The 14,495-nt window shown below is 46.4% G+C and carries 20 protein-coding genes; 9 read left to right on the top strand and 11 right to left on the bottom strand.

The window, feature by feature from the left end:
• Positions 1–16: 16 nt before the first annotated feature.
• The 3 genes from QL234_RS23755 to QL234_RS23745 all read left to right on the top strand — a co-directional run bounded on the left by QL234_RS23755 (position 17) and on the right by QL234_RS23745 (position 2,940).
• A complete protein-coding gene (locus QL234_RS23755; RefSeq protein WP_281560249.1) occupies positions 17–1,204 on the top strand; it encodes a hypothetical protein in 1,188 nt (395 codons plus the stop codon).
• Positions 1,205–1,384: 180 nt separating this feature from the next.
• Entirely contained in the window at positions 1,385–2,389 is a 1,005-nt protein-coding gene (locus QL234_RS23750) for a hypothetical protein (RefSeq protein ID WP_281560248.1), read from the top strand.
• Between the two features lie 149 nt (positions 2,390–2,538).
• Positions 2,539–2,940 carry a hemerythrin domain-containing protein gene (locus QL234_RS23745; RefSeq protein ID WP_281560247.1) on the top strand — a complete coding sequence of 134 codons (402 nt, stop codon included), beginning with the start codon at positions 2,539–2,541 and terminating at the stop codon, positions 2,938–2,940.
• A gap of 92 nt (positions 2,941–3,032) precedes the next feature.
• Here the strand turns inward: QL234_RS23745 and QL234_RS23740 are convergent, their stop codons facing one another.
• A complete protein-coding gene (locus QL234_RS23740; protein ID WP_281560246.1) occupies positions 3,033–3,335 on the bottom strand; it encodes a DUF6172 family protein in 303 nt (100 codons plus the stop codon).
• Positions 3,336–3,826: 491 nt separating this feature from the next.
• Here QL234_RS23740 and QL234_RS23735 point away from each other — a divergent pair, with 491 nt between their 5' ends.
• Positions 3,827–4,420, top strand: coding sequence for a pesticin C-terminus-like muramidase (locus tag QL234_RS23735; RefSeq protein WP_281560245.1), 594 nt, complete (start codon positions 3,827–3,829; stop codon positions 4,418–4,420).
• 183 nt (positions 4,421–4,603) lie between these two features.
• On the opposite strand, the gene QL234_RS23730 is transcribed toward QL234_RS23735, so the two are convergent.
• Entirely contained in the window at positions 4,604–5,227 is a 624-nt protein-coding gene (locus QL234_RS23730) for a hypothetical protein (RefSeq protein ID WP_281560244.1), read from the bottom strand.
• 235 nt (positions 5,228–5,462) lie between these two features.
• Between QL234_RS23730 and QL234_RS23725 the strand changes: the two genes are divergently transcribed.
• Both QL234_RS23725 and QL234_RS23720 read left to right on the top strand, forming a co-directional pair.
• On the top strand, positions 5,463–6,098 hold the full coding sequence (locus tag QL234_RS23725) for a hypothetical protein (protein WP_281560243.1): 636 nt from the start codon (positions 5,463–5,465) through the stop codon (positions 6,096–6,098).
• An 89-nt stretch (positions 6,099–6,187) separates the two neighbouring features.
• The gene (locus QL234_RS23720) at positions 6,188–7,333 is read left to right on the top strand and encodes a hypothetical protein (protein WP_281560242.1); all 1,146 of its coding nucleotides are present in this window, start codon (positions 6,188–6,190) and stop codon (positions 7,331–7,333) included.
• Between the two features lie 92 nt (positions 7,334–7,425).
• Here the strand turns inward: QL234_RS23720 and QL234_RS23715 are convergent, their stop codons facing one another.
• A complete protein-coding gene (locus QL234_RS23715) occupies positions 7,426–8,091 on the bottom strand; it encodes an EAL domain-containing protein (protein ID WP_281560241.1) in 666 nt (221 codons plus the stop codon).
• A gap of 415 nt (positions 8,092–8,506) precedes the next feature.
• On the opposite strand from QL234_RS23715, the gene QL234_RS23710 reads away from it, so the two are divergent.
• From QL234_RS23710 to QL234_RS23700, 3 genes are all read left to right on the top strand, one after another.
• Positions 8,507–9,496, top strand: a complete 990-nt coding sequence (locus tag QL234_RS23710) for a hypothetical protein (RefSeq protein ID WP_281560240.1) — start codon at positions 8,507–8,509, stop codon at positions 9,494–9,496.
• Positions 9,497–9,632: 136 nt separating this feature from the next.
• Positions 9,633–10,112 carry a DUF2059 domain-containing protein gene (locus tag QL234_RS23705; protein WP_281560239.1) on the top strand — a complete coding sequence of 160 codons (480 nt, stop codon included), beginning with the start codon at positions 9,633–9,635 and terminating at the stop codon, positions 10,110–10,112.
• A gap of 358 nt (positions 10,113–10,470) precedes the next feature.
• Entirely contained in the window at positions 10,471–10,974 is a 504-nt protein-coding gene (locus QL234_RS23700) for an SRPBCC family protein (RefSeq protein ID WP_281560238.1), read from the top strand.
• A gap of 84 nt (positions 10,975–11,058) precedes the next feature.
• Here the strand turns inward: QL234_RS23700 and QL234_RS23695 are convergent, their stop codons facing one another.
• The 8 genes from QL234_RS23695 to QL234_RS23660 form a co-directional block, all read right to left on the bottom strand.
• The gene (locus QL234_RS23695) at positions 11,059–11,244 is read right to left on the bottom strand and encodes a ribbon-helix-helix protein, CopG family (RefSeq protein ID WP_281560237.1); all 186 of its coding nucleotides are present in this window, start codon (positions 11,242–11,244) and stop codon (positions 11,059–11,061) included.
• 501 nt (positions 11,245–11,745) lie between these two features.
• Positions 11,746–12,015 (bottom strand): hypothetical protein, encoded by a 270-nt coding sequence (locus QL234_RS23690; RefSeq protein WP_044830414.1) that lies wholly within the window; start codon positions 12,013–12,015, stop codon positions 11,746–11,748.
• A 45-nt stretch (positions 12,016–12,060) separates the two neighbouring features.
• Positions 12,061–12,246, bottom strand: coding sequence for a RebB family R body protein (locus QL234_RS23685; protein ID WP_152646438.1), 186 nt, complete (start codon positions 12,244–12,246; stop codon positions 12,061–12,063).
• A 94-nt stretch (positions 12,247–12,340) separates the two neighbouring features.
• Entirely contained in the window at positions 12,341–12,607 is a 267-nt protein-coding gene (locus QL234_RS23680; protein WP_281560236.1) for a RebB family R body protein, read from the bottom strand.
• A gap of 52 nt (positions 12,608–12,659) precedes the next feature.
• The gene (locus tag QL234_RS23675) at positions 12,660–12,920 is read right to left on the bottom strand and encodes a hypothetical protein (protein WP_281560235.1); all 261 of its coding nucleotides are present in this window, start codon (positions 12,918–12,920) and stop codon (positions 12,660–12,662) included.
• Complete coding sequence (locus QL234_RS23670; RefSeq protein WP_281560234.1) at positions 12,917–13,321, bottom strand: RebB family R body protein; 405 nt, start codon at positions 13,319–13,321, stop codon at positions 12,917–12,919. The genes QL234_RS23675 and QL234_RS23670 overlap by 4 nt, the downstream gene beginning before the upstream one ends.
• Positions 13,322–13,779: 458 nt before the next feature.
• Entirely contained in the window at positions 13,780–14,070 is a 291-nt protein-coding gene (locus tag QL234_RS23665) for a hypothetical protein (protein ID WP_044830410.1), read from the bottom strand.
• A gap of 122 nt (positions 14,071–14,192) precedes the next feature.
• The gene (locus QL234_RS23660; RefSeq protein WP_044830409.1) at positions 14,193–14,456 is read right to left on the bottom strand and encodes a RebB family R body protein; all 264 of its coding nucleotides are present in this window, start codon (positions 14,454–14,456) and stop codon (positions 14,193–14,195) included.
• Positions 14,457–14,495 lie beyond the last annotated feature (39 nt).

Below are 14,495 nucleotides of genomic sequence, written 5' to 3'. Positions count from 1 at the left end.
CAAGGGAATGCCGGATATGATCGCTAAAATAAATGAATTGCTGAAAGTAACTTTTTTCTTGTTATTGAGTGCTTTATTAATCTGGAAGTCGTTGCAGCGGCCACGGGTGCTGGTGGTGCAAAGTTATGCCAATGACTTTTCCTGGACCCGGGAAATCGACAGCGCCATCAGCCGCACCCTGGCCCCCTGGAATTATGAAGTGCGCCACTTTTATATGGACACTAAAAAACACTCCAGTGACAAGTTTAAACAGCAAGTGGCCCGGCGGGTGAAAAAGCAGATAGACAACTGGTTGCCGGATGTGCTGATTGCCGTTGATGATAATGCCCAAAGCCTGGTGTCCGGGTGTTATGTTAATCTTGCGGCGCTTGAACCGGCTGAGGTGCTTAAGCTCAAGCAGCGTTTGCCCGCCTTGGGGCAGTGTTACCGGGGGCATGAAAAAATGAAAATTGTTTTTGCCGGTGTTGGTGCTGAGCCGAAAGATTATGGTTTCAGCGGACAAGCCCATATCGGCGGCATACTCGATCCGGTCGATGCGACGTTTTTAAGCCTTAGCCTGTTGGAGGTTAAAAACCAGCTGGCAAAAGAACAGCTGAACATTATTGCCCCGGTAGATGATTCTGTCACCAGTACATTTAACCTTAAACATTCCCTGCGCGAGCTGGCCCGGGCATTAGAGCCGCTGGCGATTGACATCAAATATCCTGTGACGGCGACATTTGCCGATTGGCAACAGCAGATACAACAAGCCAACCGCCAGGGAGATTTGCTGTTATTTACCTTGTACCATACCGTCAGGTGCCGGGCAGATAAGGGAAGCAAACGTATTGCGCCCCGGGATCTGATCCAATGGACGCTGGCCAACAGTGAGGTTCCGGCGATCGGCACTTATGGATTTTTTGTTGAAGACGGCGGTTATTTTGCCTTGGGAGTTTCGCCGCTGGAGCAGGGCAGCGAAGCCGCGAAAATGGCGGTGGATTATCTCGAACTTGGCATCTTGCCCGGAGAGCAGCCATTGCGTACAACCCATCAGTCTATTGTTTATATGCGCGAGCACAGGGCCAAAAAACAAGGATTTGACTTGCCTGCGGTGTATCGTAACTTTGCCAGGGCTACCGGCAATTACCTCAAAGATTGCCGGCAAGAGCAGGGAGCATGCCGGACAGTCCTGGTGCCTGATTTAGATTTATATTGTCAAAGCTAGTCTCATGTGGCGATGCCGTGCTAACGGCATTTATTTCCCCGCGTTAACCGTGGCTTTTACCAAGCCACTTTGACCTTGGCTGTTACACTGGTTGCCGTTTGATGAAGTATTCCTACCTTAGTCGTTACCTTATTTCGCAATACGCACTTCGTCAGTTTTTTTCGATGCCTAGGAGTGTTTATGTCTGAAAAAAAATCAACAGGTTACCATACCGTTTATGAGGCCCTGGGCCATAGTTACCGCACCTTGCTGGAAAAAAATGCCTTACCCGGGCGCAAGGACAACAATGTTACCTTCAATTTAAGCCGCAGGGCGGGCATTATTAATCTCTATCCCGAGCTTGCCGAGCCAAACCGGGTGTTTTGGCGCTGCGATCCCCGCTCACCCGAGCAATTACAGCAGCAATTGCAGTTGCCGGTGAAAAAGACAGGCTTTCGCTGGTTTGGCGGCGGCCTGGAAAACGGTGTTGACCGGCAAAGTATTATTGGCTTGTCAAAAACCATCCCGGGGGCGCTTTTTTATCCCAGTTACCCGAATAAGGGTCAGGCAAAAGTTTACCTGTACGCAGTGGAGCTGACCGGCGGCTATTGCGATCTCGACCGGATGCAAAGGCAGGTACACAGGCTGATTAATCCGGATGATAACGGGGTGATAGACAGTTATTATCCCTACGACCCCCGGGGTAAGGGGGAGCACGGTTGGTGCAGCCCCAGGCAGCTATATGGTGATGTCGCCACAGATAAACTGCCCTGGCATGATGTGGTCGGTTGCTGGCAAATCGAACGCAAGCTGCTGTTGACCCGGGAAATCAATATCCGGGCCGGGGTTCGGATAACGAGTCGGCAGGCGACAGGACAACAGGTGTTGGCCTACCACTCGAAACAGGCACAACAGCAGTTTGAGCTGTGGTTTAAGCAGCAGCTTGACAGCCATTATTACTCGGCCGCCGGCATTATTAAACTCAAGGGTAAGGCGCCGGAAAATGCCAAAGAAGCAGAAGCTTATTATTACCAGCGTCACTGTGGCAGCTGCCCGGCTCATTATTCGCCAGAGCATGCTTTGTCCAACAAACAAAAGGGCTTGCTTAAACGCTGGGCCGGGTCGGCTAACAAGGGGCGGTTCAAGCGGCAGGGCAGCCTGAGTTTTGTCTCCCGACAAGCCTATATCGACGGCTTTGAGTATTAACCGGTTACTTCGTAATTTCCCGTGTTTTACTGACATTTAACTGCTTTTTTGCCGATAAATATTGCTGTTTCTGCGATGAAAGCACCGATTATCCCATCCTTGTTTCAGGTTAAGGTTTAAGCCTGAAAAACAAGCATTAAGGAAAAATTATGTCACCTTTAATCAAGGAGTTAGTAGCCGAGCATCTTGAGATAACTCAGGCGCTGAATAGGGTAAAACAGTTAGGTGTTCAGTCACAGGAAGGGCGGGATACCTTGCTGGCGGCGAAAAAAGGCTTATTGGCACACCTGGAAAAGGAAGACCGGCTGCTATATCCGGCATTGAACCGGGCGGCGCAAAACAATGACAGCCTTAAGCGTACTTTAGCGGTTTTTGCGGCGGATATGGATCAGGTCTCAGGCAGCGCCCTGGCTTTTTTTGATAAATATGCCGCAGACAGTTCCGGTATAGCATTCGCTAAAGACTTTGGCGGATTATTTGCGACCTTAAGCCAGAGGATCCGTAAGGAGGAAAATATCCTTTATAAAAAATATGATGAAGTTAGTGGCTAACTTCATCAACTTTCTATTAAGTAAAATATTCCGGTTGCCGAAAATCATCGGACAAGAGGTCATGACTTTACTGATTAATGCTTAGCTTACGCTTATTCGAAATCGAAGTCTGTCTTTCTCGTGCGGTAACCGGGTTTAACCAGGATTTCTAAATAGAAAGATTCCAGCTTTTGCTGCTCGGCTTCATCGATATACTTGTTGATTTGTGACAGGTGGATAACACTGGCCTCTTGCTCTGTAGCGCCGTATTTGCAATCAAAGTCCCAAAAATCGACATCGTCAGGCAAGGTTTTGTTGCGCTCTCTTTTGATGTACTTTTTCACCTCATACTTTATCGAGTCGACCAGTCTGGCAAGCTTGAGTTTAGGGTGGCTGAGCTTAAATGTCTTTTTCATGTTTATCCTGGGGGTTATATAACAGATTCCGGTTTTTACCGGGCATAGCCGGTATTTTACGTGAAATAACCTGTGTTAGCGACAACCGTTGGCTTTTAATCTTACTTATTGTGCCTTAGCTGCTTGTATCACAAGGTTTTGCTGTTTGTGCTTTTGAATACCTTCTTATCTTTCCTGTATTTCACGGTATTTTTGCCGGTTTCTGACGAGTCTCTGCCTGCCGCTAAAGGTACATTAGCTTGCACCCGGGGAGTAGTTACTCCGGGTGTTATCAAGCCGGTTACCGCTTGCTTAGCGGTACGTTACTTCACCGGTTTGGTGTCAATCAACTTCACTCCCTAAAAGTCGATTGTTGTTGTGGGAATAACATGGTTTGTAGCTTTAGGCCGCATGGGCTTAGGGTTCATGTATTCCCACTTTTTTCCTCTTTTTACATTAGGGGTGAAATATTTTGTCTATATATAAGATGATCAGATATCAGGAGTTTACTCATGGCGATTACCCAAGGATTATTAACTTATGAAGCCGAAGGCATGGAAGGAGGTCCGTATCACAGCCGTAAGTTGCATGTGCCGGGTGATACTTCCGGCCTGACCATAGGGCGTGGTTATGATATGAAAGAGAAAAGCAGTGAGAAAATCAGTGCCGATTTAGTGGCTGCCGGGGTCGAATCACAGCAGGCCAAGCTGCTTGGCGGGGCAGCGGGCCTTAGCGGCAAAGAGGCCAAAGATTTTATCGAGAAGCACGGTTTAAGTGATTTTGAGATCTCCATGGATTCACAAGAGGTGCTATTTAAGCAAACCTATGATGAGCTTAGCCGGGACGTTGAGCGTATTTGCAGTAAAGCGGATTGTGTGGCGGCGTACGGCGCGGTTGACTGGCCGGGGCTTGATGAAAAAATCAAAGATGTGCTGATCGATCTCAGGTATCGCGGTGATTATACCCCGGGCAGCAGAAAACTCATTCAGGCTTTTGTTGCCGCCAACGATCTCAATGGTTATAAACAAGCGCTCACCACTCGGGAAAACTGGCCAAACGTGCCTGAAGATCGTTTCAACCGCCGTATGGCTTTTCTTGAAAGCTAATCCTTCTTGATGCCCGGGATGAGTAGCGAAAGCTGCTGCCCGGGTTATAACTCTTCTTTTGTTTTCTGTATCCCGGGAAAGCTCGGTGCTTGGTAGTAATCTTTTGATTTTTACTGCTTTCGTCGTGGCGAATGAGGAAGTGACTTAAGCATTTCCTCACAGCGGATATGATGATGGCAAAGATTATTGGCCGGTGGTTTTTGTGCTGCTTTCAATCTTGCTGCTACCGTCGTTAATAATGACTTTAGTGTCGCCGACGGCAAACTCGGTGGACTTAGGTTTATTCATTTGCTGGGTCATCTTAGTGTTCATTTCTTTGATTAATTCGAAAAACTCCTTGGTTGATTCCTGCAGCACATTAAATTGCCTGGCGTGCTCGGTGATTTCCTGATTTTTCATTCTTTCGTCCAGCTCCATTCTGGCCAGGGTGACGTCTTTTTCATGCTGGTATTGCTGGCTTCGCTCTTTACGTTCGTTTTCCCTGTCTTTGACGGTGGGATCTTCTTCTTTGCCTACAGAGGCATCGCGGATCACCATGATTAAGGCCATTACCACAGGGGCTATCATGCCGACTACAGGCGTGAATGCTGCTTCGCTGAGAAAGAAACCTGAAAAGCAGGTGATAAGTACTAAGACTACTGTGGTTGGCATTGCCCACTGGCCGACTATGATGGCAACCCGGTTGCTGGTTGGTGAGTCACTGTTTTCCTGGTCGCTTATTTCGATAAACTCATAATCTTCAAGATTGAGCTTTTTCTTGTTATTGGCATTGTCTGAGGTTGTTGCTGGTTCTACTGAATTATCCATCTTCATTGCTGCTCCTTTTTCAAACTTGTTTATGGCTGCCATTAAAGGTCAGTCCCCATCAAGTTAACGGGTGGCAGGGGACGCAGACTAGGGCAAATAAGCTAAAAGGCAGGGGAGCTTTTTGTCGGTATTTTTTATGCCGGCAAAGGGGATTTTTTTCGTAGGAACCACCGAGTCCTGATAATAGTCCTTTGTTACTTTACAGGTTCCATTTTTTTACCGGTAGCTCACCTTTATGAATGCATACAACTTTTTGTCTTTTGTTCAAAACGAATATGATTTTGCCCGTGCCAATGGCATCTTGTCTGAAATTAACTTGAAAAATTGCTGGAAGCACTGGATGACAGCCGAGTTGGTGCATGTGTTCAATCAGGCTGATGCGCTTTTTGAGCTGCAAACGGATGTCTATTACCCTGCAATAAAAAGCCCGGCAATTAAGCCAAATGATCAGGAAAGTGCGGAGTTTCTGCGTTACCAAAGCGGAAAAGTGCCGGAGACAGTAAAAGAAAAGCGCCTGGCATCAAGGTGTGATTTCTCGGTGAAAACACCGGATGGTGAGTCTTATTTTGAGATCCGCTGCGGCAATAAAAGCGTGTTTTCCAAAAGCAAAGACCTGCTTAAGGTTGAGTCGGATATGGAGCGTATAGAAGCGATGAAAAAGGCAAATCCGGGCCTGAATATTACCGTGGTCTTTGCCTTTTTCGGCGCCTTTGAAAGCAAAGAAATTGAAGCCTTTAAAGCACTGGATAACAGCAGCCGGTGCAGCTATTTGCTCGACTCGGCTTTAACTGGCAGCAGTAGTATTTCCAGGCTGTGCCAGATGCAAAGAGCCGGCAAGCCAAGGTTATGCCTGGCAGCTTATTCGGTGTAAATGCCGGTAAAACTTCCGTGGGAAAAGCCGAGTCAGGGGCTGGCATTTGTCCCATAGTTTCATTTTATTGATTGTAAAAGGAAACTATTGTGGCAAATATGCGCAAGGTATTGGTTCAAATAGGTTTATGTATCGTTTTTTTACAGCCTTATAAAATTTTTGGTTATGAACAGCCGCCAGCGGCAGAGATGGGGGATTTGACTAAAAGCAGCGAGGTTCAGCTCGGTCTAACCAGCAGCTACCAGGGGACAAATAAGGCGGGAGTTAATAGTGAAGCCTTATATTCCCTTGACCTTGAGCTGGAGCAGCATTTCGATAACTTCGGCGTTTTTCTCTGGCTGGAGCACAGCAGCGACCCTAAGGCAAACGGGGTAAGTGTTAATTTTGAAAATGCCAATAGCGATGCCGGTACAACCTCGGGCAAAGTCAAAGGGGATATAACCACCGGGCGCAGTCAGATTTCAGCTTTTTATTTTTTCGGTGATCAGGATGCCCTGGGGGAGCCCGGCTGGCAACTTGGCCTGATGGAAGTTTCAACCCTGATCGACAGCAGTGAAATTGCTAATGATGAAACCAGCCAGTTCCTCTCTGCCGGTTTGGTGAATAACGCCACCATAGCTTTTCCCGATTATGCCTTGTCCGGGCGGCTTCAGAATTTGAGTGCTTTTGACAGCTTAGGTTACCGCCTGGTACTGAGCAGCGCCGCCGGTCTTGCCGAAAATGACGGCAACTACAGTGATTTACTGTCCTTAAATCCCGGCAGTAAAGGTGTTTTTGCGGCAGCCGAGCTGGTACACAGCGGCCGTAGTCACCAGGCGGGGTTGGGCTATTGGAAAAACAGCGCCGATGATGTGCAAGCTTACGGGGTTTACCTCAGCCTGGATTATCTAGGTTCATACGGAGATATCAATGTGCGTTACGGTCAGGCTTCGTCATTGTTAGATTTAGCGCAACAGGGGGATGCCGCCTGGCCCAGCCAGTTTATTTCCCTGAGTTTTGAAACAAAAATCAATACCGGTGCGCTAAACCCCGGGGTTTTAGGTTACGGCATGAGCTTTACCCGCTTCGACGGGGCTCATCAGCAGATTCAGCGCGAATGGGAGGTTTATTACCGGCTACCGCTTTACAAGAACCTCTATTTAACGCCCTCTATTCAGCGGCGGAATCTGATTGATGATGACATGGGGCAGCAAAACTACTGGTTACCGACAATACGCCTGGAAGTGTATTTATAACAACGTCTTCATCTATCCCCGATAAAAGCGAAAACAGCAAAAGTGCCCGTTCAAGCCCGGTGCTTTTGCTGTTTTTTTTGAGCTTTCATTTTTCATTCAATCATTTGCGGTTTGCCGAAGTAATAGCCCTGGACATAATCGGCGCCAAGCCATTGGCTTAACTGGTATTGTTCCCTGGTTTCCACGCCTTCGATAATGACTTCTTTTTGCCAGTGATGGAACAGGCTGATCAGTTGTTTTAACTGCATACGCCTGTTTGGCTGGCGGTTATCGGCCTGAATAAAGGCCTGGTCAAGTTTGACTATCTGGGGAGAAAACTCCAGCAGCCGGTAAAAATTGGAATAGCCATAACCAAAATCATCGATGGCGAGCTGGCAGCCACTTTCGCGTATGCACTTTAAAGCCTCAAGCATATCTTCAGGTTTTGTGCTGAGTTCGCCTTCGGTGATTTCTATCACTAACGGGTAATGCGGCGGCCGGTGCAGTGCCTTGATCGCCTCCATTGCCTGGGAGGACGCCAGTTGCTGGGGCAGCAGGTTGATAAAAAGCTTTTGCCCCCGGGAGCGGATTTTATCTGCCAGATCCAACTCTCGTAAGTTGTCGATAAGTTCTTGGTGATGCTGGTGAAAAAGTTGCGGCTCCTGGTTGAAGTCTTGCAGGTTTAAGTGACCGCATTGCCTGAGTAATACCTCGTAACTGACCACGGCTGCAGAAGCCGGATGAAAAATGGGCATTTTGGCAAAATGAATACAGGGCATAGTAAAAATCCTTCTGGTGAGGGAGCAGGAAAGAGCGCAACTAATGGCTGCGGACAGGCTGTGGCCATTTAAAAATGTTTCTGCCGGGTGTTAACGCCTTTGCTGGTAAGCGTTTATCAGCAATGAATAGTAAGTGAGGTCAATATAATGAAGTAGGGAGAAACTAACTTGGGGGAAAGCAGGTGATAAAGCCGGGAATTTTACGATCTGAGTTTGTTGAGGCATTTTTTCATCCCGGCATGAAGGGAAATTTATCTATTTTTTGCAAAAAAAACACTGCTTTGTTTACCTTGAAAATGTCATGCAAAAAGGTAAACTTGCCCGAAAAATTAAGCAGATATCATATCTCGACGTTGCTGCAAAATGCTGTTGTTAACCATCGGTGTTAAGCATAAAAAATACCAGGAAAAATTTAATGAAGAATATAGTGTTTATATTGTTGTCTCTGTTGCTTGTTGGCTGTACATCAAGTTTGTCTTTGGAGGTAAAGCCTGAACTGGTAAAGCAATTCAAACATGAGCCTAAACCTACTGAGTTGGAAACCCATGTTTATGTGATCAGGGGGCCGGCCTGGGAGGGAAGTGCTCACGGCCTGGAAGTTGGCGTTGGAGATAAGCGGGTATCTTATCTTAAAAATGGAAAGTATGATCTGATCAGAATGGGCTCAGGATTCAATACGTTATATTTATCACAATTTGGAGATACATTTCATTTTAAACGCATAGACAACAGGAAAGGTGAAATATTATTTTTCTATTTTAATCCCTACACAGGAGAGTTTAACGAAGTAAGGCCTGCGTTGGGTAAGTCATTGGTGATGCAAAGCAAGCTAACGCCTAAAAGGTCATTACGAGGCAGGGCGGAGTATTACAACAATGCTTTACTGAACCCTTGGATAATGGGACTGAAAATTAAGTCACAAGAAAAAGCGATTGAAAAGAAAGCGAGCAAAGATTTTGCCTTGTTAAATATTGCCAGACCCAGCACTGAGTTTAAAAAACTTGAACTGGCTATCTGGTCGAATGGCAAGTTACTCGATGTTGTTGGTGGGGAAGAAGTTAGTCAAGTTTTACTCCCGGAAGGAAAACATACGCTTTATACCTATATCAATGGTTTTTCTCCGTTAGAAATTGAAGTTGAGAAAGGGAAAACTTACTACGCGAAAGTTGAAATTGAAAGGAGGCCGTTGAAGCTAATTTCTAGATGGACTGCTTTTAATGCCGCAGATCTGGACCGTTTCTATGATGTAGCGTTTTCTGGATTATCTTCTTTAGAAATTGACTCTGAACAACTTAACAAGCCTGCTAACAAGTACAGAATTGAGGAAGCAGAAAAGTATTTAAAATCGGATGCAAAAAATAAATATTACCCCAAAGTTGTTATTTCTGCAGATATGGGCATTTAAAGGAGGTTTTAGCTAATGGCATTTGTTTTAAAAAGGAGTTGGACAGTTACGGGTGGCCAAAATAGAGGTTACCGGCATCAGGCAAGGCTTGGCTATCTAATTCATCGGGATTATATCAATTAAGGAAAATCAAAAAATGAATAAAATGTTTTTATCAGCCACTTTCGCGCTGGCCCTGTTTGCCTATCCGGTAAATGCCGAATCTCCAAGCAAGAAGGCAGCTATTGAAGAGGTGTTTGTCGTGATGGGGATGGACAAGCAAATCTATGGCGGTTTTGAAGCCATGATGCTGACGGTTGAGCAGCAGGCAGCCCGTCTTCAGCTCAATGGAGAAGAAACAGAAGAGCTGAAGAATATATACAGAAACTGGTTCGAACATGATATCGACCGGGTAAAAATTAAAGCTGAAATGGTTGAACTGTATGCCCAGACTTTTAGCGAAAAAGAAATAGCTGAGCTGCTCACCTTTTATAAATCGCCAACAGGTCAGAAGCTGTTGGAAAAGTCTCCTGAGCTGATGAAGCTCGGGGCGCAAATTGGTATCGAAGAAGGGCAGTTAAAGCAGCACCTGTTAATAGAAAGAGTACAACCTTTCATCGAAAAACATACTAAATAACACGTCTATATTAAGGCCATTAACTGCGTACTGACATGCTTGTTAAAAAAGACCATGAGACTGTTGTTTTAATTTGTCTGATGGTCTTGGTTAAAGGCTGGTTTAAGATTAGCTTGTCGAAAAATAAAACATACTCAATATTTGGCTGTTCACGTCAACTTAGTCACCACTCGTCTTAAGGAAATACTGCAACAGCCTAAGGCTGGCACAGCTAAAATTTCACTTACCCGGCAACCAGGCCAGTAAAGGTTGTCTGGCGTTTGTTGTTATTTGTCAGGCTCAATTGTCTCCTGACACAATGTTGTCAGGAGTGCTGTGGGATACTTAAAAACATAATAAATGAACATATGAGAGTATCATGGAACATCGAGTTGAGTCTGCAGTAAAAATTAACGCAACTGCCGAAAAAGTATGGGAAATATTGGATGATTTCGGCGCTGTCGAAAAGTTTAGTTTCGGTTTGCAAAAGTCACCGATCATAGGTGACAAACAGTCGGGCTTAGGAGCCAGAAGACATTGTGTTTTTCATGACAGCAGCAGTGTGCATGAAGAAATTGTTGAGTACGAAGAGAACAAAAGCTTTAAGGTGGTGCTGAGTGAATTTTCAATGCCGCTGAAGAGTATGTATGTCAGTTTTAGGGTTGAAAAGATAAGTGATACAAGCTGTGAAGTGTCAATGGAAATGGACTTTGTTGTCAAGTTCGGTCCGCTTGGCGCGTTAATGGGCATGGTGATGATGCGCCCTATGATGAAAGGGGTCCAGAAAAAAATGCTTTTCGGTTTGGCCTACCATGCCTTTACCGGCAAGACTGTTGGCAGTAAGCTGCCGTCAAGTGCAGAGTTGGCTCCGGCGCTGGCCTGATAAGCCAGGGCAAAGGTAAGCATTAAGCCGTGGTTAATCACGGCTTAATGCGGTTTAAACAAGCCCGTTATTACGGGGCTGGTGTCAACTTTTGGCTCTCCAGTCTTTTTTGTTAGCTTGGGGTTTTAACAGCTTATGGGCTTCGAGTGCTTCGGTGATCAGCTTTCGGGTTATCCAGGCAACACTCCTGTCATGTGTTTGGGCTAACAGGCTAATTGCGTCAGCCGTCTCTGAATCCACCCTGACGGTTATTACGATAATTTTTTTCATGATAGACCCTGATGTATGTTTTCATTAAGGTCCGTCTGTTGCAAAAGGAGTTGTAATAAGGCTTGAGTGCTGCGGAGGAGGTTAATATTCTTGCCGGCGGTTAACCTGTACTGGCAAGCCGGGTTGTGGTGCCTTTTGGTGAAAAGGTTTGTTAAAAAAACTTTAGCCGAGTTTAACTCTGGCATATCATTATGTGTAGCCATTATGGATAACCTAACTATCTATTTTGGTTAGCTATCTCTGAGTGTTTCTGCACTCAGGGGTAGCGGCTGTTGTTTATTTATATATATGTCAGCTTTTGAAGTACCTCTCTGGGTTCGTATTCCATCATCAAGTTATAGTAGAAAATGCTGGATAAATCGACAGTTTAGGGGGTATTCAGGTTAAATATTGGGGATTTTTTTTTATCTTTGAACGGCTAAAGAACTCCCGGGCGGTAGCGGTTGTAACCTTATGATATTTAATTGTTAAATTTCTGGTCAACCATTTTTCTTAAGCGGATTAGCTTGGGTAATCCTTAAGTATCTGGGCCGATTTCTGGCCGATGTCGGCATAGCTTTCCGCACCTTTTACCATGACCTTTTGTGCTTCTTCTATCACCTTGCTGTATTTGGGATCGCCGGTGGCCAATAGTTGCGACAGGGCGACACCTATCGCCGTGGTGGTGATGGTGCTGAGGTTACGCAGATTGTCTGAAGCATCCTGGATGGCAATAGCCGTGGATTGCGCCACCGATTGCTGGGCTTTGGCAAAGGCTTGGTTATCAGACATGGCGGCAGCCCCGGGTTATGGAGATAGGGAAGAGTCCGGACACGGCTAGCTGCCTCCCTGTGCCAGGATTAATGCGCAGGAGGAGGAAACAGAAGCATTGGTTACGGTTTGCATGCTTTGCTGTATTGTGATGGCGTTTTGCATCAACAAGCCCACGGTATCGGCCATGCTGGCTTCGCTGAGCTGGCTGATGATTTCATTGACCTCTTGCATGTCCTGTTCAGGCATCATAATCCCTTAGTTTTTATTGTTGTTTTGTTGTTTGTTAAAGAAAACAGATACCCGGTATTTGGGTACCTGTTTATTTTACGCTAACTCAATAGCCTTAATCTTTCTCGATAACACCTTCAGCGGCGCGACCGAGCACGGCACTGCCGATGGCGGTCAGGGAATTAATGCTCTGAACCGTTGCCGATTGCATGGTAATGCCGGCCTGTTGCTGGGCCGAAGTGGCGTTAAGGCTGGCATTGGAAATCGCCAGTCCCATGCTGGTGTATAAGTTGCCCATTGCCATGGCCGGGGCCTCGGCGACAACCTTGGTATTAACCTGGGTTAGTGAATCGGTAATTTGCTCGTTTACGGTAGTAGCCATATGGTCTTCCTTTTGTTGTGGTTGAACTTTATCTTTGTCTTAAACACCGGTGTTAACCTGTGCCCTGGTTGATGTTTTCCATTTGCTGATTAATCGCCGCCATAGACTTCTCCAGCTGTTCCTGGACATTGGCCATCAATTCTTCCACCTGGGTATTGATCTCGGTGGCCTGTTCAAAAGGCTTGAAGGCATCCATGGTTTTTTGGGTGGCATCGATCAGTTCCTGGGTTTTTTCCTGTTGCTGCTCGGTAAAGGCCACTATCTTGCTCAGTGGATCGTCACTATCGGCTGACGAAGAAGTTTCGCTGGTCATTGCTGTTCTCCGTTGGCATTGTCAGTGCTTTGCGCCTCCTGCGCCGGTTTTTCCTCGTTGTTTTTGCCTTTTAGAAAGTTAAAGACGTTAAGCCGTCTTCTTTTTTTTTCCGGGGCGGTCTGTTCATCGTCTGATGCTGCTTCGGCATCTGCCTCCGGCTCCTGCTTTTTCGCGGCTACCGGGGTAGCAACTTGCAGCAGGCGTGCACAGGCATTGGTGATCGAAGCCGATGTCGTCATTTGCGAGCTTTGCTGGTTGGTTATGGCATTGTGCATCGACAAACCTAAGGTTTCGGCAAAGGTTGTTTCCACCAGCCCGGTGGGCTGGGCAGAAAAAGATGGTGCAGACGACTGGGGTCTTTTCTCTTCAGGCTCTGCGGTGTTGCTTGCGGTATCACTCATATTTTGCTCCTCCATGTGTGTTTCCTCAACGAGCAGCCAAAGCGGGTCGTCACCGGAATAATTGATGCCCAGAATAAGGAATAGCGGGGCAAATTAATCGGCGGATTTACTGCCAAACTAAGGCAAATCTATGGAGTGAAAAAGTAAACTGTCGGCGCTTTTCCGGTATTTTTACGTTTTTTCCCCGATTGTTGGTTAAATATATGGTTTGAAAATGCTTTTATGGGGTAATGACCAGGTTGCAAGCCGGGAAAAACGGGCTGGGGCAGTGTGAATTTAGCTTGGTATTTTGTGATGCCTGGCGGCAAAACAAGCGGGGAAAAGCAGCCGGTATTTCAGTCATGGTTTCACCCGGGAAAAGCTGTCAGCGGCGCTAATGGCCTGCCGACCGGGGAGTTTATGACTGAAATCTTGAAACCTGTCTGTCCGGCATATTGCCTGTTGCTGGTAACGCCGGCTTATTCGCTCTCATATAAAACGGTTGCAATTTTCTCCCCCACAGTACTGAAGTTTTCTGCTCCGCGGGTCACGACACTTTGCGCTTCCTTAATGATATTGCAAAACTTATCATCCCCGGTTTCGATATACTGTGACAGGGCAACACCTATGGCTGTGGTGCTTAAGGTATTGAGGTTGCGCAGGTTATCTGTGGCATCCGACAGGGCCAGCGCAGTAGACTGGGCGATGGACTGTTGCGCATTTTCAATCGCCGTTTGTGCCGGCTCAGGTATAGTATTTGTGTTGCTCATATTGATCCCACCAAACTGGTTGTTTACGTTAAAAGCTGATTGTTATTGTCTGTTATAAGGAGAAGCCTTTATTTGCCGGTAAAGGCGAAATAAAGGCTTGGTTGGGAAAACTTCCCGTCTACTTAGGCATCTTTTTCGATGATACCTTCGGCGCTGCGGCCGATCACTGAGCTGCCGATAGACATCAGGGAGTTAACGCCCTGTACAGTCGCTGCCTGCATAGTGATTTGCGCTTGTTGCTGGGCAGCTGTGGCGTTGTGGGCAGAGTTGCCTAATGCCTGGCTGGTAGACAGCAGCAGGTTGCCTGTTGCCATTGCCGGCGTTTCGCCAACAACTTTAGTGTTAACCTGAGTAACTGAGTCTGTGATTTGTTCATTAACTGGCATAATATTTCCTTTACTATTTTAGATTGAAGTGTTGGGCAA

Origin of the sequence: Thalassomonas sp. RHCl1, from assembly GCF_947387555.1 — a bacterium.
In the GTDB taxonomy this organism is placed as follows: domain Bacteria; phylum Pseudomonadota; class Gammaproteobacteria; order Enterobacterales; family Alteromonadaceae; genus Thalassomonas.
This window is presented reverse-complemented; position numbering and strand designations above follow the sequence as displayed.